This is a genomic window from Dehalococcoidia bacterium (genome assembly GCA_041653995.1).
Classification (GTDB): domain Bacteria; phylum Chloroflexota; class Dehalococcoidia; order GIF9; family UBA5629; genus CAIMUM01.
In genome coordinates, this window is the sequence record JBAZEK010000001.1 from 559,249 (window position 1) to 580,915 (window position 21,667).

At 54.6% G+C, this 21,667-nt stretch carries 19 protein-coding genes and 2 tRNA genes; all 21 read right to left on the reverse strand.

What is annotated here, in order from left to right:
- Positions 1-10 precede the first annotated feature (10 nt).
- The 21 genes from WC359_02710 to WC359_02810 all read right to left on the reverse strand — a co-directional run bounded on the left by WC359_02710 (position 11) and on the right by WC359_02810 (position 21,513).
- A complete protein-coding gene (locus tag WC359_02710) occupies positions 11-1,003 on the reverse strand; it encodes a hypothetical protein (protein ID MFA5399339.1) in 993 nt (330 codons plus the stop codon).
- Between the two features lie 21 nt (positions 1,004-1,024).
- Complete coding sequence (locus WC359_02715) at positions 1,025-2,221, reverse strand: thiolase family protein (GenBank protein ID MFA5399340.1); 1,197 nt, start codon at positions 2,219-2,221, stop codon at positions 1,025-1,027.
- Positions 2,222-2,279: 58 nt separating this feature from the next.
- On the reverse strand, positions 2,280-3,317 hold the full coding sequence (locus tag WC359_02720; protein MFA5399341.1) for a nitronate monooxygenase: 1,038 nt from the start codon (positions 3,315-3,317) through the stop codon (positions 2,280-2,282).
- 46 nt (positions 3,318-3,363) lie between these two features.
- Positions 3,364-4,053, reverse strand: coding sequence for a TetR/AcrR family transcriptional regulator (locus tag WC359_02725; protein ID MFA5399342.1), 690 nt, complete (start codon positions 4,051-4,053; stop codon positions 3,364-3,366).
- Positions 4,040-5,176 (reverse strand): acyl-CoA dehydrogenase family protein, encoded by a 1,137-nt coding sequence (locus WC359_02730; protein ID MFA5399343.1) that lies wholly within the window; start codon positions 5,174-5,176, stop codon positions 4,040-4,042. Before WC359_02730 ends, WC359_02725 begins: the two co-directional genes overlap by 14 nt.
- A gap of 41 nt (positions 5,177-5,217) precedes the next feature.
- The gene (locus WC359_02735; GenBank protein ID MFA5399344.1) at positions 5,218-6,915 is read right to left on the reverse strand and encodes an AMP-binding protein; all 1,698 of its coding nucleotides are present in this window, start codon (positions 6,913-6,915) and stop codon (positions 5,218-5,220) included.
- Positions 6,916-6,987: 72 nt separating this feature from the next.
- Positions 6,988-8,763 (reverse strand): acyclic terpene utilization AtuA family protein, encoded by a 1,776-nt coding sequence (locus WC359_02740; GenBank protein MFA5399345.1) that lies wholly within the window; start codon positions 8,761-8,763, stop codon positions 6,988-6,990.
- A gap of 51 nt (positions 8,764-8,814) precedes the next feature.
- Positions 8,815-9,585 (reverse strand): enoyl-CoA hydratase-related protein, encoded by a 771-nt coding sequence (locus WC359_02745; GenBank protein ID MFA5399346.1) that lies wholly within the window; start codon positions 9,583-9,585, stop codon positions 8,815-8,817.
- 48 nt (positions 9,586-9,633) lie between these two features.
- On the reverse strand, positions 9,634-10,158 hold the full coding sequence (locus tag WC359_02750; GenBank protein MFA5399347.1) for an acetyl-CoA carboxylase biotin carboxyl carrier protein subunit: 525 nt from the start codon (positions 10,156-10,158) through the stop codon (positions 9,634-9,636).
- 64 nt (positions 10,159-10,222) lie between these two features.
- Positions 10,223-11,758: an acetyl-CoA carboxylase biotin carboxylase subunit gene (locus WC359_02755; protein MFA5399348.1), complete on the reverse strand. Its 1,536-nt coding sequence runs from the start codon at positions 11,756-11,758 to the stop codon at positions 10,223-10,225.
- Positions 11,739-13,355 carry a carboxyl transferase domain-containing protein gene (locus WC359_02760; GenBank protein MFA5399349.1) on the reverse strand — a complete coding sequence of 539 codons (1,617 nt, stop codon included), beginning with the start codon at positions 13,353-13,355 and terminating at the stop codon, positions 11,739-11,741. The genes WC359_02755 and WC359_02760 overlap by 20 nt, the downstream gene beginning before the upstream one ends.
- A gap of 149 nt (positions 13,356-13,504) precedes the next feature.
- A tRNA-Pro gene (locus WC359_02765) sits at positions 13,505-13,579 on the reverse strand.
- Between the two features lie 63 nt (positions 13,580-13,642).
- On the reverse strand, positions 13,643-14,371 hold the full coding sequence (locus WC359_02770; GenBank protein MFA5399350.1) for a 2Fe-2S iron-sulfur cluster-binding protein: 729 nt from the start codon (positions 14,369-14,371) through the stop codon (positions 13,643-13,645).
- Entirely contained in the window at positions 14,364-16,223 is a 1,860-nt protein-coding gene (locus WC359_02775; protein MFA5399351.1) for an NADH-ubiquinone oxidoreductase-F iron-sulfur binding region domain-containing protein, read from the reverse strand. The genes WC359_02770 and WC359_02775 overlap by 8 nt, the downstream gene beginning before the upstream one ends.
- Positions 16,224-16,228: 5 nt before the next feature.
- The gene (locus WC359_02780; GenBank protein MFA5399352.1) at positions 16,229-16,681 is read right to left on the reverse strand and encodes an NAD(P)H-dependent oxidoreductase subunit E; all 453 of its coding nucleotides are present in this window, start codon (positions 16,679-16,681) and stop codon (positions 16,229-16,231) included.
- Entirely contained in the window at positions 16,678-17,610 is a 933-nt protein-coding gene (gene porB / locus WC359_02785) for a pyruvate synthase subunit PorB (protein MFA5399353.1), read from the reverse strand. The genes WC359_02780 and porB overlap by 4 nt, the downstream gene beginning before the upstream one ends.
- Complete coding sequence (gene porA, locus WC359_02790; GenBank protein MFA5399354.1) at positions 17,610-18,785, reverse strand: pyruvate ferredoxin oxidoreductase; 1,176 nt, start codon at positions 18,783-18,785, stop codon at positions 17,610-17,612. Before porA ends, porB begins: the two co-directional genes overlap by 1 nt.
- 2 nt (positions 18,786-18,787) lie before the next feature.
- Positions 18,788-19,672, reverse strand: coding sequence for a 2-oxoacid:acceptor oxidoreductase family protein (locus tag WC359_02795; GenBank protein MFA5399355.1), 885 nt, complete (start codon positions 19,670-19,672; stop codon positions 18,788-18,790).
- Positions 19,673-19,702: 30 nt separating this feature from the next.
- A tRNA-Arg gene (locus tag WC359_02800) sits at positions 19,703-19,774 on the reverse strand.
- Positions 19,775-19,859: 85 nt separating this feature from the next.
- Positions 19,860-20,984, reverse strand: coding sequence for a DUF1646 family protein (locus WC359_02805; GenBank protein MFA5399356.1), 1,125 nt, complete (start codon positions 20,982-20,984; stop codon positions 19,860-19,862).
- Positions 20,985-21,051: 67 nt separating this feature from the next.
- The gene (locus tag WC359_02810) at positions 21,052-21,513 is read right to left on the reverse strand and encodes a universal stress protein (protein MFA5399357.1); all 462 of its coding nucleotides are present in this window, start codon (positions 21,511-21,513) and stop codon (positions 21,052-21,054) included.
- Positions 21,514-21,667: the final 154 nt, after the last annotated feature.

Here is a 21,667-nt window from a genome sequence, read left to right on the forward strand (position 1 = left end):
TCGGGCGAGGTTATTTCTTAGAACGCGCCACCGAGCGGGCCATACGGTCCAGTTTGAAAATAGTGGTGAACTCCATGTTCTTGCTGATCCACAGTCTTTTCATAATGATGGAATCGGTGATGGCGCCGCGGTAAGCCAAGCCGTCCGCCAGTACCTTAGGATCTTTGGCCACCACAACGAAATCGGGTTTGGTCAGTTTCTTCTCTTCCACCCTGATATCGCCATTATTGATGATGATGGCGAACTCACCGCCGGTGGTTTTAACCTTGATATCACGCTTCCATCCGGCGATGTCCTTGCGGGCGCGCTCGGTCTGGTTCATCATCTTGATCACGGACTTGATCTCTTTAAGCGCCTTATCATAGGCGGTTTTATCCGCTGCGGTGGGTTTTTTCAGGGTCGGTTCAACCGCACCCTCCCAGTTGATCTGAGATGCAAGCAGGCCCTTTCTGGCGACCTGGGCCCTGGTCAGCTCTTTGGTGGGAACGCAGAAGATATCGCTGATCTCACCGTTGCGCTCGTCCCTGAAAACGACCTTGACCTCGGTCCCCTTCTTGATGATACCGGGCGCAAGTATGCCGGTGGTGGTATAAACATTCACGCTGAGCGCGGTATCCGCACCCTGCAGCACCACGCGACCCCTGCCATAAGGCGCCATCTTGAGAAAGAGCGAGTTGGCGAAATAGGTGATGGGTGGGGTGCTGAGCATCTTGCCCACCTGCCCCACCTCTACGATCTTGGTGGGGGCAAAATTGCAATCCGGGCAATGCGTCTGGAAGGGAGGGCACCTGACCAGGCCGCATTTAGTGCATTTGCAGCCCAGAATTTTCTTATCGTCCCTGATGCCGAGGAAGAACTGCGAAAACTCGCCCTTGCTCCTCTGATAAAAGGTGTACATGGCGTCATTGACAATTAAATATTTTTGCTTGTCGATGGTCAGAACGTGCGAGCCTTTGTCCGGTATATACTCCGGAGCAATAACTTTCTCTTTTATCTTTGCCATTTCAATTATCTCCTTCCTCGCTTAATCATGTTCCAGGATGCAGACAGCCGTGTACTGGGCGATGGTGCTGCCCGTCCCGTGCACGAGCGCGGTCTTTTTCTTGCGCTTTATCAGCTCATTGCGCGCCGACCATGCAGACATGACGTTGCTTGCGCCCACGGCATGGCCGCAGTAAATCAGGCCGCCGCAGGGATTAACCAGATATTCTCCGCCCGGAAGCATCAGGCCGTCGTCGATGAGCGCATCGGCATTACCGCGCGGAACCAGATCGAACTCCGACATGGTGATCTCGAGCTGGTGTACGAAGGCATCGTGCAGCTCGACAATATCAATGGCCTTAAGGGGATTCTTGATGCCCGCCATTTTATATGCCCGATGCGAAGCAAGGTAGTCGGACATGATGCGCGGCATGACCTTCTGTTTTTTACCTGCGAAGGAGTGCTCATTGGCCTCACCCACGCCTGTTATCCAGATTACCGGCTTGCCCGTGTTCCTGGAGATCGCTTTGGCGGTGTCTTCCTCTGCCAGAATCAGGGCGGCAGCGCCTTCGGTATATACACAGATCTCCAGTTCTTTGAAGGGATAGACTATTAATCGTGAATTCATGACCTCCTCAGGCGTAACCTGGTCATGCTGGCGTTGGGCGTACTTGTTGTTTTTGGCGTACTGACTGAGCACGGACGATATCTTGGCCGTCACCTTGGGTTTAAGGTCTTTGGGGTGCTCATCCATATAGGCCAGCACAACCTCGGCATAGCTGTCCGCCGCCGTCCATCCGAGCTGCTGCTCGAAGAAGCTGTCGCCCGACCAGCCGATGGTCTTGATCACCTCGGGAGTGGCGGACATGGAGAGGAAATCGAAACAATCGGTGCATTTCTCCACACCCAGAACAAGGGCGGTCTTGAACCTGCCGGCCGCGAGATAGGCGTGCGCCGCTGAGATGGTATAGGCGCCTGTGGCGCCGCCCGTGCTGACGCGCATGCCGAATTTGTCCTGCATGCCGATAATACCCTGCAGCGGATGCTCGGGGATGCAGGTCCGTTCGAAGATATCATTATAGATAGCATAGAAAACGGCATCGACATCCTTAATAGGAATCTTGGCATCCTTAACCACCTCTCTGGTGGCCATCTGTGCAAGCTCGTAATAGGTCTTCTCGTTCCATTTGGCTTTGAAGGGGGTAACAGCCGCACCTACAATGCCAACCCTTTTGGACATGGTACTACCTCCTTATATATAAAGAATCGACATATTCTATATGAGTTTGATTGATTATTCAATTGAAAACGCCGGCCAACTTCTTCTCAATGCCCTCCGCCTCTTTTACCATCCTCTCGATCACCTCTTTGACCGTGGGCTCGTCCTTGACCAGGCCGGTGCACTGCCCTACCGGCAGCACACCCCTCTTAAGGTCGCCCTCTTCCGTAGCGCGCTGGAAGTTCTTGGAGGCGTTTGCCAGGAAGGCAAGCTGTCTGGCGTTCTTCCAGCCGGAGAGCGCCGCGCCTATCATGAGCTTGTAGAACGGCAGGTTGATCATCTTCGCGATGTCCTGTCCATTGACAAATGCAGCGGGCAGGTCAAGCCCTCTCTGCTCTACCCGTTTGGCGGTATCGGTCTTGAGCACACGGCAATACAGTCCATCGAAACGCTTCGAGTACAAAGTGTCGGTGACATCCTTGGTACGGGACAGGTCTTTGTAGTTCTGGTGCAGTGGGCTTTCCCTGGTCGTCATGAATCTTGTACCCATGGCCACCCCTTCCGCGCCCAGTGCCAGCGCAGCCGCCAAACCGCGGCCGTCCGCGATTCCACCGGCGGCGACGACCGGTATGGTGAGGACATTAACCAGGCTGGGAATAAGGCAGAAAGTGGTCACGAATTCGCCGTGGGCTGCGGCTTCGTTGCCCGTGGCGATAACGGCGTCGCATCCATATTCCTCGGCCCGCTTGGCATGACGGGAGCTTACCACGGTGGCAATGACCTTGCCGCCGTATTTATGCGCCTCCTTTACCAGCCAGTCTCCCTTGCCCAGGGCGAAATTGATCACCGGCACCTGCTCCTCCAGCAGAACCTTTGCGGATTCCGCAGCACCAGGGAACATCAGGGCCGAATTGGCCCCGAAGGGCTTGTCCGTAAGCTTGCGGATCTTCTTAACGGCCTCACGCACCGCATCTTTGTCCAGGGGGCCTGTGGCGAGTATGCCCATACCTCCAGCGTTGGAAACGGCGGCCACCATCTCGGGAGTACTGATCCAGCTCATACCTGACAGAAAGATAGGGTACTGGATCCCCAACATCTCCGTAATTCTTGTTTTCATGGTGCTCCTCCTGATAGTTAATTAATCTGTATATTGTAACAATCTCTTACTTTTTAAGCAGGCTGCTAATCCCGCCGAGCATGAACGATATGGATCTCTGAGCTATAGTATCGATATCCTCCGGTGGATTCTGCCACAGGAAGTAGTAGCAGGCTATTCTTTCGTATATCCCAAGTATGCATACACCAACCATCTCGGGGATTAAGTCGTCAACGGGATCTATCCCCTGTTCCCTGCTTGCTTGAAGAAACGCCTCCTTGATATCATCCGTAAGCTTGAAGAACAGTTGCCTCCTCTGTTCTTCCACTTCCACGCTTTGGCCGACAGATTCCCTGAAAAAAATTGCGATCCACTCCGGGTGACTCCCGCAAAAATTTTTTAAGAAGGCAAACGAGATATTCTTAAATCTGTCAAAGGAAAATCCGGTCCTTTTAAACTCATCGGCGAGCAGTTTCCTCAATTGATGCCCAATTTCCTGCATCAATATGATGAGCAAATCTTCCTTGTTCTTAAAATAGAAATATACGGCGCCCGTGGAAACCTCGGCCAGATCAGCTATCTCCTCAATGCTTGTCTGATGGTACCCCTTTTGCGCAAACAGAGTCTCGGCAGCCTTGAGAATGGTATTATACTTTTGTTCCTTTTCTCTCAGTCGCCGCAATGCACTGCGTGAAGGTATAGTTACTTGATCGCTTGATTGTGCCATAGACAGCCCCGTTACTTTAAAAACCCTCAATCCGCGAAACGATCTCAAGCATGACCTCATCCGCGCCGCCGCCGATGGACATGACCCGGACATCCCGGAAATAGCGCGAGATGAGCGTCTCGTTCATTAACCCCATCCCTCCGAACATCTGCAGGCACCCGGTGGCAACTTCAGATATCAGCTGCCCTGCCAGCAGTTTGCCCATGGAAACTTCCCGCGTAGCGTCCCGGTCTTCCATCTTCAACCGGACGATGTGGTAGGTCAGTTGTCTCAGGGCTTCATTCCTGGTAATCCAGTCCGCCAGTCTGTGCCTCAAGACCTGCTTGGTGATGAGGGGTTTACCGAACACTATGCGCTGGCGAATATAGTCCACCGTCAGGGCGATCATATCCTGTACGGCCGAACAGGTCCCGGGCAATACGGCGAACCTCTCATGCTGGAACTGCTTCATCTGGATGATGAAACCCTCCCTGTCGTCGCCGATCAGGTTTTCCGCAGGCACTTTAACATCATCGAAAAAGAGCTCTGCCGTATCACTGCTCCACAGCCCGATTTTATCCAGTTTCTTGCTGACCTGAAAACCTTTGAGATTGGTAGGGACCACGAAGAGCCCGAATTGATGATACCCTTCTCCCTCATCAGTTCTGGCAAGCAGGGTGAGGAAATCAGCCTGCACACCGTTGGTGATGAAGGTCTTCGATCCGTTCAGGAGATAGTAGTCGCCTTTCTTCACCGCTTTGCTCTTCATGGCCCGGACATCGGAGCCTGCATCCGGCTCGGTCACGGCAATGGCGCAGACCATGTCACCGGCGATGGCAGGCCTGAGGTAGGTCTCCTTGAGGTACTCGCTCCCAGTGGCTGCGATTGCCGGTGTGGCCATGTTCGTCTGGACTGCGATAGCCGTGGAAACACCCATGCCCTTGATATGCCCGATCTCTTCCAGCATGACCGTCTCAAACCAGTAATCCAGTCCCCCTCCCCCATATTTAGGATCGTAGCGAATGCCCAGGAAACCCAGGTCGCCCATCTTCTTGAAAAGCTCGTGAAGGGGTGCTGTCGTCTTTTCCCACTCATTCATGTGGGGATTGATCTCCTTATCGACAAACTTCTTTATCGATGCCCTGAAAGCATCATGCGTCTCGTTGAAATACATGGATCATTCTCCTTATCCAGACGGTATTTGGTGTGCTGAATTTATCTGAGCGCCTTTTTATCCACTTTACCCACAGCGGTAAGAGGTAACGCCTCCATAAATACAATCATTTTGGGGACCTTGTAGGGCGCCAGGTCTTCCTTGCAATACTCGAGTATGTCCTTTTTAACTTGTTCCTGATCTTTGGCCTGCGCATATTTGGTGAGCTGGATAACCGCTTTCACGATCTGGCTGTCGGGACGGTCCGGGTTGACTATCCCCACGATCGCGCACGACTCGACTGCCGGATGCGCGCTGAGCACTTCCTCCACTTCGCGTGAGAACACTTTATATCCGCCTACGATCAGCATGTCCTTTGTCCTGTCTGCAATATAGAAGTACCCGTCCTCATCCATCCTCGCCACATCGCCGGTATAGAGCCATTTAGCGCCCTGGAATTCTCTCAGGGTATTGTCCGTCTCTTCCGGCTTGTTGTGATACCCTTTCATCACCTGGGGTCCGAGAACGATGATCTCGCCGACTTCACCCAGGGCGACCTCTTTCTTTCCGGTTTCAACATCGACCAGCTTGACATGGGTGCTCTGGAGAGGTACTCCAACCGAGAGTATCTTCTTCTTCCCCTTTAAAGGATTCATCGTGATGATCGGGCTGGCCTCGGTCATTCCGTAGAGCTCAACCACCTTGCCCTGGCCCACGATAGCTTCGAGGGCGTTGATGGCCTCCTTGGAAAACGGCGATGCGCCGGAAATGCAGGCCTTACAGGAAGAGAAATCGATCTTGGAAAATGCCGGGTCGTCTATCAGCATCTGGTAGAGAGACGGGACCATGAGCATCATCATCGGAGGGTGCTCCGAGATCTCTTTACATATATTCTTGGTGTTCCTGGGATCCGGGATCAGGCACTGGGTGAAGGCCAGCGACATGGAGACCATGCCGAAATAGAGTCCCGCCATGTGGAAGAAGGGGAAGCCCGAGCAGACGGTGCCGCCGTTCATTTGGAGATCGAGCCACTGTTTTCCCTGTGTGAGATTGGAAACCATATTCCGATGGGTGAGGACCGCGCCCTTGGGAGTGCCCGTAGTGCCGCCGGTATACTGTATCAGGCAGGTATCATCGAGCTTGACGGACGGCCTGGGAATATCGGGCAGACTATTCGCGATAAGATCTTTGAAAGACACTACCTCTTTTCCCGCGATCGGCTCCACTTTTCCGGAGGGAATCTTCTTCAATAATTTGCCCAGGATGGCCTTGACCGGGGGGAGATAGTCCGCGATGTTAGTTGTTATGATGCAGGTTACTTTGGGTATATCGTTTTTTATCTTCTGCACGCGGTTTTCATAGATCGCATCCAGCGTTACCAGCACTTTGGCGCCTGCATCATTCAATTGGTAGGCCATCTCCTTGGGAGTGAGAAGGGGAGAGACGCCTGTGACCACGCACCCTGCACGCAGGGCCCCCGCCAGGGCGATGAGATACTGAGGAAGGTTGGGGAGATTGATTCCCACCACATCACCCGGGTTGCATCCCTGTTTGCGGAGATATGACGCAAACCTCATCGAGAGCCGGTCAAGCTCTTTATATGTGAATTTAACCCCGAGAAAATGGAAGGCCACCACCTCCGGCCGGAATTTCAGTCCCCTCTCCAGCATATCCACGTATGTCTCATCCACTGCTTTTATCTCCGCGCTTAACGGCGGATCGTACCACTTGCCCCAGGGTTTTTCATCGTATACTGTCATCTAACAACCTCCTTTCCTGCCGGGCGGCTTCTTGCCCTCCGGCAATATTTTATCCGCGATGAGTGTAAACAATCATGGAACAATAGACTGCGGCGCCTCGATAATCCTGGCGCGCAGGTACTCGCCCAGTGTCTTGGCCTGGGGGTCGCTTCTCAACGAAGCGGCTACACCCTCGCCCAGGACGCCCCTGATGTAGAAGTTGACTGCGAGAAGATTGGGAAACTCGTAACGTTCTATCTCATATTCGCTCATATCCCTGAGCAGCTCTTTCAGTTTTTTAACGGTGAGGAAATCCCTGAGAAAGGCATATGCTTCAGGCGTTTTTCCCCAGACACCGAGATTTGCATTGCCGCCCTTGTCCCCAGAACGGGTCGCATAGATACGGCCGAAGGGTATCTTCACCTTCTTACCCGTCGGCACAGGCGCTACCACTTCTTTCTGCACTGGAAGAGGCTTCGCCGCAGCGCCGGACGGAGTAAAACCGACAGAAAATTCGTCGCCGTTGATCATAATTTTCTGGGTGACCTGGCTCTGTGGAATGAGCGCCGGCCAGTGGATAATCGCCATAGTCCCTTTGGCAGGGGGGGCCGTTAAGGTGAAGCCCGGGACGTTTGCCAGCGCGAGCGCGATGACTGCCGAAGAAAACCGGTCGACCTTCTTCTGGTCGCGGTCCATGACGGATATCCGCAGATAGGCAAAGGCCTCTTCATTTATCTCGGGATTGTCCCTGTTAGACCGGGCGAGCTGCACATCTTCGAGGGCGTACTGCCCTCTGCCACCCAGGCTGTCGAAGACTGCATCCTCGACTATTTTGGCTTTCTTTTCGATGTCCAGACCGGTCAGTACAACGGTCGTGGAATTCCTGTACCCGCCCAGGCAATTGATGCACACCTTGGTGGTGTCCGGGGGCGGCGAGCCCAGCACATCGGATATGCGGACGCGGTCGGGCCCCTGCTGGGACATCTTGATGGTATCGAAGCGGGCCGAAACATCGGGAGTTAAATAGCTGGGGTCCTTGACCTCATACAGGAGCTGCGCCTTCACGGTGTCAACGGAAACGAGACCTCCCGTGCCCGGGTGCTTGGTGATGATCGAAGAACCGTCATCAAATATCTCGGCTATGGGATAACCCACCTTGAGGAATGACGGCACCTCGTCGAAGAAGGAATAGTTCCCGCCCGTGGCCTGGGCCGCGCACTCAACGATGTGCCCTGCCACCGCTGAGCCGGCGAGCTTGTCCCAGTCATCGCGCTTCCACCCGAACCACCAGGCCGCAGGACCCATAACCAGCGAAGCGTCGGCGACGCGGCCGCTGACCACGATATCGGCGCCTCTTTCAAGGGCCTCGGCGATACCCCAGCCTCCGAGATAGGCATTCGCGGTGATGGGGACCAGGCCCCCGTCTTTGAGTGAGATACCTTTATCAAGGTGAACGAGGGACTCACCTGCCTGCTGGAGTTCACCGATCCGCGCCATCAGATCATCACCCTCGATACAAGCGATCTTAGGATGGAGGCCCAGCTTCTCCGCTATCTTGCGGAGCTCCACTGCCAGCCCGCGGGGATTCAATCCGCCGGCGTTCGACACGACCTTGATCTTTTTATCCAGGCATTCTCCCATAATCTCTTCCATCTGTTTGAGGAAGGTGGGAGTATATCCAGCCTCGGGGTTCTTCATTTTCAGACGGAAGAGCAGAGCCATGGTCAGCTCCGCCAGGTAATCGCCTGTAAGGACATCGATGGGCCCCCCGCGCACCATCTCCGCTGCGGCGGACAGCCGGTCACCGAAAAAACCGCTGCAGTTGGCAATAATGATCCTGTCCTTACCCTTTCTATTTTCAGAGCTCATGGCAGTTCTCCTTCCTTCACGTGTATATATTTGTTATAGGTGGGATTAACACTATTTTCCCGTGAATTTGGGCGGACGCTTCTCGATAAAGGCGGTAATCCCCTCTTTGGCGTCCTCCGTGCCGGCGATGTCCTTGATCCTCTCCGCCAGATATTGCAGAGCCTCCTTCAACGGCATATTGGCTGCGGCGTAGAAAGCCTGTTTTCCCATCTTCATGCCGATAGGGCTCTTGGATGTGAGGATCTCGAGCACTTTTTTTACCTCCGCATCCAGTTCCGCCGCGGGGACCACCCTGGTGATCAGCCCCATGGCCAGCGCCTCCTGCGCGGTCATCCTTTCTCCCAACAATATCATCTCCATGGCCTTTTTCTGAAGCACGTTGCGGAAGATGAGAGCGCCGATCATCATGGGCCACAGGCCGACGTTCACCTCCGGTGTGCCGAATTTGGAATCGTCGCTGGCGATGACGATATCGCAGGCCAGCATGAATCCCATGCCGCCCGCCAGGCAGAATCCCTTGATGCGGGCAACGGTAGGCTTGGGGAAGCTGACGATGCGGTTGAGCAGGTCCGCATAGCTGGCGAAAATATCCAATCCGCCCGTATTGACTCCGGCGCTGAGCTGCGCCCCGGTGCAGAAGGCCTTATCGCCCGCGCCGGTGACCAGCAGCGCATGAACATTAATGTCCTTTTCCGCTTCATCCAGATATTGATGAAACAGAGCCAGGGCTTCCGGCGTGATAGCGTTTCTCTGCTGCTCCCTGTTGATAGTGATATATCCCACGCCGTCTTCGACACGATAAAGCAGATGTTTGTCGTCCATTTATTCCCTCCTTGTATAATGAAACTGTGATTACGTGCAGGGCTGTGATTATTCCCGTGGTAAGGCCGCTGCGTCCCTATCTATATCAATCAGAATCTGGCCGGGCATCACCTTGTCTCCCTCGGCCACATTGATCTTTTTCACCCTCCCGTCAGCCGGAGCAACCAGTGTTGACTCCATTTTCATCGAAGATACGACGATCACACTGTCGCCCTTTTTCACCTCATCCCCCTCTGAGACAAGTATTCTGACCACCACGGCGGGCATGGGCGGAGTGACCTCCTGCGGCATGACCTGGTCCCTCTTCTTTCCCCTGGAACGGTTTTCGACGGCATCGGCGTCAGCGATGTAATAGGGTGTACCCCTGATCACCACCATCTTTGAATTCCCGTCTCCTGCAATGAACACATTCAGCGGACGGCCGTCTATGGTAAGATGCTGGTGGTATTCGGAGACCATAGTGTACTCGATTTCGAACGTGCGGCCGGCATGGGAAAGGACCATACTGCCATCCTTCTTTTTTTCGGCCTGCAGTGCGATGACTTCCTCGTCAATTTTAAGCCTGTAGTCCATCTCTAAATCTCAATCTCAATCTTAATCTCAGTCTTAATCTGAATCTTAATCTCAATCTGAATATTCACCGCCCCCATGCCCCCAGCGTCTGCCAGGGCGACAGTTCGGTGCTTTCCATTCCCACCGCAGGTTTAGGCTTTACGGTACGGGTCAGCTCGTCGATGATGAATGCAGCGCAGGCGGCATCGGCCTCGCGGCGGTCGGGCTTCCACCCGCAGAAATAGGTATCGATAAAATCGGTGTATGTATCCCCTTTGGCGAAGGCTTCGGACTTAAGCACATCGATGAGGAAAGGCACGGGAGTCTTCACTCCCAGGATGACGTAGTTTTCCAATGCCTGTATCATGCGCTTAATAGCCTGGCCCCTGTCTTCGGCATAGACGATTAATTTGGACAGGATCGGGTCGTACTCCACCGGCACCTGAAATCCCGAGTAAATGCCGCAGTCGTTGCGTATGCCGGGCCCCGACGGCTCCTCCATGCAGATGATCCTGCCGGGGGATGGATAGAATCCCTTCTCAGGATCCTCCGCATAGATGCGGCATTCGATGGAATGTCCCCGGCTGCGCACGTCTTTCTGTGTGATGGGCAAAGGATTGCCGTCGGCCACTTCAAGCTGGATACGCACGATGTCCAGGCTCGTGATCATTTCGGTGACGGGATGTTCCACCTGAAGGCGTGTGTTGACCTCCAGGAAATAGAAATTTCCCTGCTGGTCAACCAGAAATTCGACCGTTCCGGCGTTTACGTATCCTGAAGCCTTTGCCACGGTTACGGCGGCTTTACCCATACGCTCCCTCAGTTCGGGCGTCATGATCGTCGAAGGCGTCTCTTCGATGATCTTCTGATGGCGCCTCTGGATTGAGCATTCACGTTCGAAGAGGTGGATAACGTTGCCCCGGCTGTCGGCGATGATCTGGAACTCCACATGCCTTGGCCGGGAAAGGTACTTCTCCAGGTAGATGGAGCCGTCCCCGAAGGCTCTCTTTGCCTCGCTGGTCGCTGAAGCGCATGCCTCCTGAAAATCTTTGGGCGATGTTACTACTCGCATCCCCTTGCCGCCGCCCCCGGCAGCCGCTTTGATAAGCACGGGATAACCGATCTTCTCAGCATCGCCGGCGAGTACACGGGTGTCCGATTCAGGCTTGTTCATGCCGGGTATGACGGGGACGCCGCTCCCCATGACGGTGCGTCGTGCAACCGTTTTATCCCCCAGTTCACGTATGACTTTGGAGGGAGGGCCGATGAAGACTATGCCCTCACTTTCGCAACGCTCGGCGAAGAGAGGGTTTTCAGCCAGAAAGCCGTAGCCGGGATGGATAGCCTCGGCCCCGGTCTGTCTGGCTGCGGAGATGACCTTATCTATATTCAAATAGCTTTCCGAGGGGTCCGAACCACCCAGGAAAACGGCTTGATCGGCCTTTAAAACATGAATAGCCTTTCGGTCCGCCTCCGAATACACCGCCACCGTGGCTATACCCATCTCATGGCAGGTGTACATGACGCGGCGGGCGATCTCGCCGCGGTTTGCCACCAGAACTTTTCGGAAAATAGCTGAAATCCTCCCTGGAATAAGCTGATCACATACGGAATATGCCATATCCGAATACATCATCCGGTATGGGCGCATTTAGAGAGGCCGAGATAGCCAGCCCCAGAACATCCCGCGTATCCACGGGATCGACGATGCCGTCGTCCCACAGTTGCGAGGTACTGTACAGCGCGTTGCTCTCTTTTTTTGTTGCCTCGATGATAGGTTTGCAGATATCGTCCGCCTCCTCCGGGGTCAGGGGAGGTTTACCCTCCCTGGCCAGCTGGTCGTTGCGAAGCGTCACCAGCACGCCGGAGGCCTGTTCCCCGCCCATAACTGCAATTTCGGCGTTGGGATACATCCAGAGGAAACGTGGCTCATAGGCACGTCCGCACATGGCATAATTGCCGGCCCCGAAGGAGGCGCCGACGATGACAGTGAACTTGGGCACTGTGCAGTTGGCCGTGGCAGTAACCATTTTATGTCCGTTCTTGGCTACACCGGTGCGCTCGTACTCCCTGCCGATCATGAATCCACTGATATTTTGCAGGTAGATCAGGGGGATCTTACGCCGGTCGCAGATCTGGATGAACTGCGCCCCTTTGTTGGCGCTGTCGGGGAAAAGCACTCCGTTGTTGCCCAGAATGCCGACCGGGTAGCCGTGTATGTAGGCCCAGCCGCAGATGAGCGTAGGGCCGTAAAGTTCCTTGAATTCCAGGAACTCGCTACCGTCCACGATGCGGGCGATCAGCTCGCGCACGTCGTAGGGCAGTTTGAATTCCCTGCTGATGATGCCGTAAATCTCCTTCGGGTCGTAGACGGGCGGTTTGGGCTCATGCATGGGCAGGCGTGTCTTCTCACGGGCGGGCATGCACTCCATGATGTTGCGCAAGATCTCGATGGCATGGGCGTCATCTTCGGCGAAGTAGTCCGAAACACCGGATTCACGGCAGTGCAGGTCCGCGCCACCGAGCTGTTCGGCGGTCACCTCCTCGCCTGTGGCAGCCTTGACCAGCGGGGGACCGCCCAGGAAGATGGCCCCTATGCCTTTAACATGAATAACCTCGTCCGACATGGCGGGGATATAGGCGCCTCCCGCCGTGCAAAGCCCCATAACCGCCGTGATCTGGGGGACCCCCATCTTTGAGAGCATCGCCTGGTTATAGAAGACCCTGCCGCCATCGTCTATGTCGGGGAAAACCTCGGACTGCATCGGCAGGTATCCACCGGCTGAATCGACCAGTGTAATGAGGGGAAGTCGGTTCTGCATGGCGATGGTCTGCATGCGAATGGCCTTCTTCATGGTCAGGGGATAGGTGGAACCGCCCTTGATAGTCGCGTCATTGCCTGTGATTACAACTTCCTTGCCGCTGACGATGCCTATACCGGATACCAATCCTCCACCATGTATAATGCCGTCATACATCCCGCGCGCCGTCAGTGGAGCTATCTCGAGAAATGGGGTGTTTTTGTCAAGCAGGCGCTCCAGCTTCTCGCGCATGGGCATTTTACCCTGCGCAGCCAGTCTATCTCTGGACTTCTGGGAACGGTCGTCCCGAGCCTTCCTCAACTCCTCCTTGACTTCCGCGACCCGCGCCACCATGGAGTCATAGTTCCGCCGGTACTCATCCGAAGAGGTGTCGATCTTCGTTTCGATCACGTCCATGCCCGTTCAACCTCGCTGTGAAAAGAATCAATCAGATCAATACAGATGAATTGCAACATTGAATCCGATTCAAAATAATAACAGCGTTCATGTTACATGTCAAGCACTCTGCTAGTTAGTGAGTAATAAGGATAGGATCATTGATGTTCTGGTCGGGGTGAGTGGATTTGAACCACCGACCTCATGGTCCCAAACCATGCGCGCTACCACTGCGCTACACCCCGCAGGACAAAAGTATAGATTGGGGAAAATATGGAGTCAAGCAATAGGCCGAACCGGCCGGGCGATTACCGGCAGTTTGGACAGAGGTCAAAGAATCCGGGCTCGAGCTTCCACTTTTTGCGGATGTATTCCAGTTGGGCTTCGGGCGCCCACTCGATACCGCACTTCTCGCACTTCTTCAGCTTGAACGCCACCTTCCAGTTGTAGATATGGCGGACACCGTTCTTCTCCTCCATCTTCACCGCGCCGGTGGGGCAAACGTAGTAACAGGAGCCGCAGCCGATACATGCCTTGGCTTTCTCGAGGAAGGGCGGCTTGGGTTCCTTGGTGACGCCGCGATTGACCAGGCTGATGGCGCTTACGCCCACCACCTGCTCGCAGGCCCGGACGCACAGACCGCAGACGATGCAGTCGTGCTTCTCCCAGTATTCCTCGCGGAAAGAGGGTTTATCCAGCCCGTATTCGGCAGCCAGCTCTTTGATTACCTTGTTCTCGCTGCATCTGGCCAGCAGCAGGTCCAGCAGCATCTTGCGGTTGCGCACGATGCGAGGTGAATCGGTCTGAACCTGTAGTCCCTCCTCCACCGGATAGAGGCATGATGTCACGATACGCGTCCTGTTGCCGCGCGTGACCTCAACGATGCACAACCTGCACGCACCGAAGGGCTCGATGGCCTCGTGATCGCACAGCGTGGGTATCCTGATACCGTGATCGCGGGCAACCTTCAGCACCATGCTGCCCTTTTCGGCAGTATACTTATTGCCGTTGATGGTCAGGTTTACCAGCTCACTCAATGCTCACAGCTCCCATCTTGCAGATATCATAACAGGTGCGGCATTTGATGCATTTGGATTGGTCCAGCACAACCGGCTTCTGCTTGCCCATAAAGGTGATGGCCTGAGTGGGGCAGGTCTTTACGCATCTGGCGCAACCCGGACATTTCTCATCGATAATGCTGAATTTTATCAGTTCCTTACATATTCCGGCCGGGCACTTTTTGTCCTTTATATGCGCCTCGTACTCATCCTTGAAATACTGGATGGTGGTGAGCACCGGGTTGGGGGCGGAGCTGCCCAGCGCGCACAGGGCGCTGTCCTTAAGGTGGGCTGAGAGCTCGGTTAAAAGATCCAGGTCACTCATCTCTCCCTTGCCCTCGGTTATATCGGTCAGTATCTGGCGCATCCGCTTGACGCCCTCACGGCACGGCACGCATTTCCCGCAGGACTCCTCCTCAAGGAAGGTGAGGAAGTAGCGGGCCGTGTCGACCATGCAGTTTTCCTCGTCCATTACGATCATGCCGCCCGAGCCCATCATCGAGCCGGCCTTCAACAGCGAGTCGAAGTCCACGGGCGCATCAAGCAGTTTCTCAGGAAGACAGCCGCCCGAGGGGCCGCCCGTTTGCACGGCCTTGAATTTCTTGCCGCCGCGTATGCCGCCGCCGATGTCGAAGATGATGTCCCGCAGCTTGATGCCCATGGGGACTTCCACCAGGCCGGTATTGTTCACCTTCCCGGTCAGAGAGAATATCTTGGTGCCGCTGTTGCCGGAAGCGCCGATTTTGCTGAACCATGCGGCGCCGTTGCTAATAATCAGCGGTATGTTGGCCCATGTCTCAACGTTGTTCAGGCAGCTCGGCCTGTCCCATAGCCCTCTTTCCACGGTATGTATGTATTTGGCCCTGGGCTCACCGGTCTTGCCCTCAAGCGATGCCATCAGCGCGGTCGATTCTCCGCAGACGAAAGCGCCTCCACCCCTGTTGACCCTGACGCTGAAATCGAATCCCGATCCCAGTATATTTTTACCGACCAGGCCGAGATTCTCAGCCTGTTCGATAGCCAGTGTAATATTCTTGAGCGCCAGGGGATATTCATTGCGCACGTAGATATAGCCCTGGTGAGAGCCGATGGCGAAGGCGCCAATCAACAGCCCCTCCAGCACGCTGTGGGGATTGCCGGTCAGAAGACCCTCGTTGGCATAGGCCCCGGGATCTCCCTCGTCGGCATTGACAATAACGTATTTAATATCGCCGTGGGCCTTGCGGCAGGTCTCCCACTTGGTTCCCGTGGAGAAACCACCGCCGCCGCGGCCTCTCAAACCGGAATCCTTGACCATCTGTATGATGGCGTCGGGTTGCAGTTCGAATAAAGCTTTAGACAGGGCTGAATATCCGCCAATGGCGATATAGTCTTCGATACTGGTGGGATCGATCCTGGTATTATTGCCCAGTACGATGCGCTGCTGATCGGTATAAAACGGAATATCGTTCTGCCGTGCTACGGATTTTACATCTGTATCCTGTTTGAACAGCAGCCGCTCGATGGGCGGCTTTTTCCGAATGGAGTTATCCAGTATCTCCGGCACATCGGAGACCTGGATCCTCTGGTAGAACACATTGCCAGGCTCGACGATGGCGATGGGACCCCGCTCGCAGAAGCCATGGCAGCCGGTGATCTTGAATTCAATCTTATCCGCCAGGTTGCGTTTCTCTATCTCCGCTTTAAAGGCCTCCTCCACAGGATTGCTGCCGTACGGTCTGCAGGCCGTGCCGTTGCAGAGTGAGATGCGGCACTTGTCCGTGTCCCTCTCCTCTGCCAGCTTCTTCTGTAAAGCAGCCAGCGCTTTGGCGGTCTTTAACTTACTTGCCATCAATATTACGCTTTAAATTTATTCAACATGGGCTCGACCTTGTCATTGGTCATATGCCCGAAGAACTCATCATCGATCTTGACCACAGGGCCGGTGGCGCAGCAACCCATGCAGTTCACAGTTTCCAGGGTAAATCCGCGGTCCTTAGTGGTCTGGCCGCGTTTGATATCCAGCTGGCGTTCAATGGATTCCAGTATCAGGTCGGCGCCGCGCACATGGCAGGCCGTGCCCTGGCAAACGTTGCAGATGTGTTTGCCCCTTTCCTCTAGGCTGAAAGCCCTGAAGAAAGTCGCCATGCTGTAGACATGGCTCTGCGGTATGTCCAGCTTTTTGCTCAGCTTATCCAGCACCGTGCGGGGCAGGTAGTTGTACTCCGCCTGGAGGTCCTGCAGTATGGATACCAGCTGGCTGCTGTCGCCGCCGTATTTCTTGATAATCGCCGTTATTTGATCTTTCATTTTATCTTCTTCAGACCTGCAAGCTGCCGGACCTTGTTGTACTCCTCGATTACCCTGACCTGTATTTCGGCGATACTCTCTTTGGTCAGGTGGCGGTAGCGGCCCTGCACTTTCAGGTAGTCTTCTACCGGCCTGAGTTTGGGCAGGTCGATATTCAACTTGTACTGGCCGTTCTCGATCTCGTACATAGGGAAGATGCCCGTCTCAACCGCCAGCCGGCCGACTTTAATGGTCTGTCTGGAGGGACAGCGCCAGCCGGTGGGACAGACGGAAAGGATATGGATGTAGGACGGCCCCTTGATCTTAACCGCCTTTTCAACCTTGGACATTATGTCAAATGGATAGCTTGAGCAGGAAGTTGCCACATAGGGTATGTTATGGGCCGCGGCTATGGCGGGCATATTCTTCTTCCAGGTATGCTGTCCCATGCTCTTCTTGCCCGCCGGCGCGGTTGTGGTTGAGGCGCCGAAGGGAGTCTCGCTGGAGCGCTGTATGCCGGTATTCATATAGGCTTCGTTGTCATAGCAGACATAGAGGAAATCATGTCCCCTTTCAAGAGCGCCCGAGAGCGATTGCAGGCCGATATCCGCCGTCCCACCGTCGCCCCCCATGGCCACGACCTTAACTTCCTTGGTATACCCGTGCTTGCGCTTGAGTGCCTTAAGGCCGGATTCGATACCCGAGGCCACGGCCGAGGCATTCTCAAAGAGGGTATGGATCCAGGGGACCTCCCACGCTGACTCAGGCAACGGCGACGAGATGATCTCCATACAGCCTGTGGCATTGGAGATAATGGTGTTGCGACCCAGCGCTTTGCACACGTAACGCACGGCCAGCACTTCACCACACCCCGAGCAGGCCCGGTGACCGGAGGCGATATACTCACCTCTGGTGACCAGTTTGGGGACATAAATGCTGAGAGTTTCCACTATTCTCTCACTCCGTACATGTACGTTTCATCCGCGCGCCTGCTTTTTATACGTTCCAATCCTATCTCGAATATCTTTTCAAAATCCGCAGGAGAAACATCGCGTCCCCCCAGGCCGCCGACTATGCTGGCGATCCTAGGCCTTTTCTCAACCGAATAGAGGGTATCCCTGATCTCTGAACAGATGGGCGCCGGACCTCCCAGCGATATGGCTCGATCGAAGACGATAACGTTACTTGCTCCCGACAGGGCCTCAACCATTTCATCGTGGGGGAAAGGACGCCACAGGCGGACCCTGACCAGTCCGACCTTCTTGCCTTCACTCTGCATCTTATCGATGGTGTCCATGGCGTTTTCGCTATAGCCGCCCGCCAGCACCAGCAGGGTATCAGCTTTGTCCGCCTTATACTGCTCGATCGGCTTATAATACCGCCCGGTAAGGTCGCCGTACTTTTTCCACGCTTCCAGTATCACCTTCTTTGATTCACGCACCGCCGTGTCCAGCGCCTTTCTGGTCTCCGTATACATATTGGGTGCAGCGAAGCAACCCAGTGTCACGGGATTATCGGGGTCAAGCACGTATTTATGTTTATAGGGAGGCAGGAATTCATCTACGGTCTTACGGTCCAGCATCTCGACGGACTCGATCACATGGGAGACGTGGAAGCCGTCGACATTTATCATGGTGGGCAACAGGACATCCGGGTGCTCTGCGATATAGAAGCCGCATATGACCTGGTCGAAGGCCTGCTGGCCGTTTTCCACAAAGATCTGTATCCAGCCACCGTCCCTGGTAACCATGGCATCCGACTGATCGCCCCACACGTTCAGCGGGCCGGAGAGGGCGCGGTTGGCCACCGCCATGACAATGGGAAGGCGCATCGAGGCCGCCACCAGCAGCACTTCGTGCATGAGGATCAGGCCCTGTCCGGCGGTTGCGGTGAATGTCCTGGCGCCCACAGCGCTGGAGCCCAGGCAGGCACTCATGGCGGAGTGTTCCGACTCCACCGGTATATATTCGGCATCCAGATCACCGTTGGCCACCATCTCGGCCAGGCCTTCTACGATGTGAGTTTGTGGGGTTATGGGATATGCGGCAATCACATCGGTGTTGGCCAGTTTAACAGCCTCGGCGATGGCCAGAGATGCTTCGATACCGATGCGTTTCGATGCCATGATTATGATCCCTCAACCATTTTAATCGCCTTCGTCCAGCATTCCTGTGCGCAGATGCCGCAGCCCTTGCAGAAAAAGGGATTGGAGCGGAAATAGCCGTCGCTCTGCTCGCTGATACAGGCCTCGGGGCAATAAATCGAACATATGCCGCATTGGATGCAGACGGCATCATTCCACTCGGGATGCTCCGATTTCCAATCTCCGGTGCAGAATCGCTTGGTGTTTCCCACATCTGTGACAGCGCATCCCACCAGCAGTTCGTTCCATCTGGGCAATTTCTCGGCCTGGAAGCTTTTTTGCTTTTTAGGACCGGTGGTCGTTATCTTATCCTGTGCCGTCTCTTTGAAAGCACGATTGCAGGCTTCAAAGTTGGACTTGGAGCGCGCGCCGAACTTCTCGGCCAGCGGCTCAGTCAACGATTCCATGTTAATGATGCCGGTAGCCCTGATGAGGGCGCCCAGCATGGTGGTATTGACTATATTCACTCCCAGCAGTTCCCTGGCAATGGCTGATGCGTTTACCACCGCCAGCTTCCAGTCACCGCTGAACTCCTGCTTGAGGTCGTCCACGCTGCGTGTGCTGTTTACGATCAGCGCCCCGCCCGGTTTCAATCCGTCCACCACATTTATGAGGGTTACCAGCCCGGGATCGAGCACGATCACGATATCCGGCTTCACCACACCGGAACGGATGCGAATGGGAGTGTCCTGGCTGATGCGGTTAAAGGCCAGCACGGGCGCCCCACGCCTCTCAGGACCGAAGCTGGGAAAGGCCTGGGCATATTTTCCCTCGCGCATTGCGGCCAGCGCCGTCAGTTCAGCGGATGTGACCGCTCCCTGGCCGCCGCGGCCATGCCAGCGAATTTCGATAGTTGTACCCTTTTCCATATCTAAGCTTTAATAGACTCGGGTTCGATGCGCCCCTGGAGGGACTTGAACCCTCGCACCCGGCTCCGGAGGCCGGTGCTCTATCCCCTGAGCTACAGGGGCACAGAAGTCATTTATTCAGACATCTTGCATTTCCGGATGAACGATAGGTTGTTAAGTATATCAAGTTTATTTTTTATTTGGCAAATCAAGCGCCGGCCAGGTTGAAAAACTGAGGCAGCAGTATAAGAAAGTAGATGACCATGATGACCAGTCCGATAGGAATGCCGATGATGGCCCATCCTTTCATACTTATTTTAAGTCGGCCGGCGGCCACGATATTGGGTATATTGCCGGGTATCAGCATGCCGCCCGCAACCAGCAGACCCATTGTGATGGCCGTGATCTGCGACAGGGCCATGGTGGGGCCGATCTCCACGGCTGTCAGGGTTGCGTTATCCAGCACAGCCGAAATCATGTTAATCCAGTAAAGGGCGGCTGCGGGCACGTGCACCACATACCAGACGATGATTGGCTTCATACCCTCGCCCAGCAGTATCAACGCGGCCACAAAGAAATATACCCTGACGGCGCGTAGGATAACGGTCTTGAGCGTCTCGGAGTATTCCGTCTTCTGTTTCAGGTTGCGGACATCCATGTGCCGGCCGACATAGAAAGCCCCGAACAATGATATGGCGACAACACCGGGTATAACGTAAACGCCGAATGTCTGCAGGCAAAAGAGAAAATCGGCATAATAAGGGGGTCCCGACAGTTTCGAGACCAGTATGGTGGAGAGAGGCTCACCCACGGGTGTAAGGACTGCGCCCAGCCCCATGGCGAAGCATGCAACCACAGCAAATTTGACTTTCTCCTTCTTCTCCAGCGGTATGGCCGCGATAATCTCCGAGAGCAACACGGCGGTAACTATTATGGAGACCACGCTGCTCAGGAGTCCGCAGACCAGTATCATGAGGAAAGCGAACCATCTCCATCCCAGCCTTGAGGCAATGGACAGAACTCCCCCGCAGAACGACTTATTGAAGAAATGGATCAGCAGCCCAAACACCAGCACAACCTGAAAGATGCCGATGGGCACCTTGCTGATCATCACCGGGGCCTCGATCGCCTCGATGACCAGCTCCATGCTCCACAGACCGGAGATGGATACCGCGCAAATGCCCATTATCAGGAAGAAAAGCTCGAGGTTTTCTTCAACTTTTTTCACTACAAAGGGCAGCATCAGAACGGCCAGGATTATCAGGGACAGGCCAATGGTTATGGCTACCACCGGCTGCTCCGGCACCTGGGCAGTAAAAAAGTTGGCGTTCATGCTTGTATCAAAATACTAAGCCCGCCGGGCGAAAGATGTCATATCAATAAGCCTTAGAGACGAACTATCAGGAGTCTATCTCACAAGTCACGGTTTTTATCAGCAGTACGGGTATTTCCGTGGCGCGCAGAATTTTTTCAGCCACACTACCCCAGAACATCCTCGATATCCCGGAGCGCCCATGTGTGGCCATGATGATCAGGTCTATATCATTGTTTACAGCGTACCTGGTAAGCCTGTCAGCCGCCCTGCCGCTCAATATCACGGTATCGGACTTGACGCCCGCCTTGGTAAGCCGGGCGGATACCTGGTCAAGATATTTATTAGCTTCCTTTTTACCTTCGGAATCGATTTTCTTGATTTCATCATCGCTTATCGCAATCTGTCCCCTGGTGGGGATCTCCAGAGGCTCAATTACAGTGACCAATTCCACTTTAGCGGATGATTTCCTGGCAATCGCTTCAATATGAGGTATAACGCATTCAGCGATGTGTGATCCGTCCAGCGGTACCATTATTTTCTTGTACATATACATACCTCCTCAGCGGCAGTAAGCCCTGAACACCATACCGATCTGACATGATATCATCTGGAAACGACCTATTTCAATCATATAGCCCGGCTATCATCCGTCCCGTCTATTCAGACAGCACATTAGCGTTCCTGATTTTTTTCTGGCATAG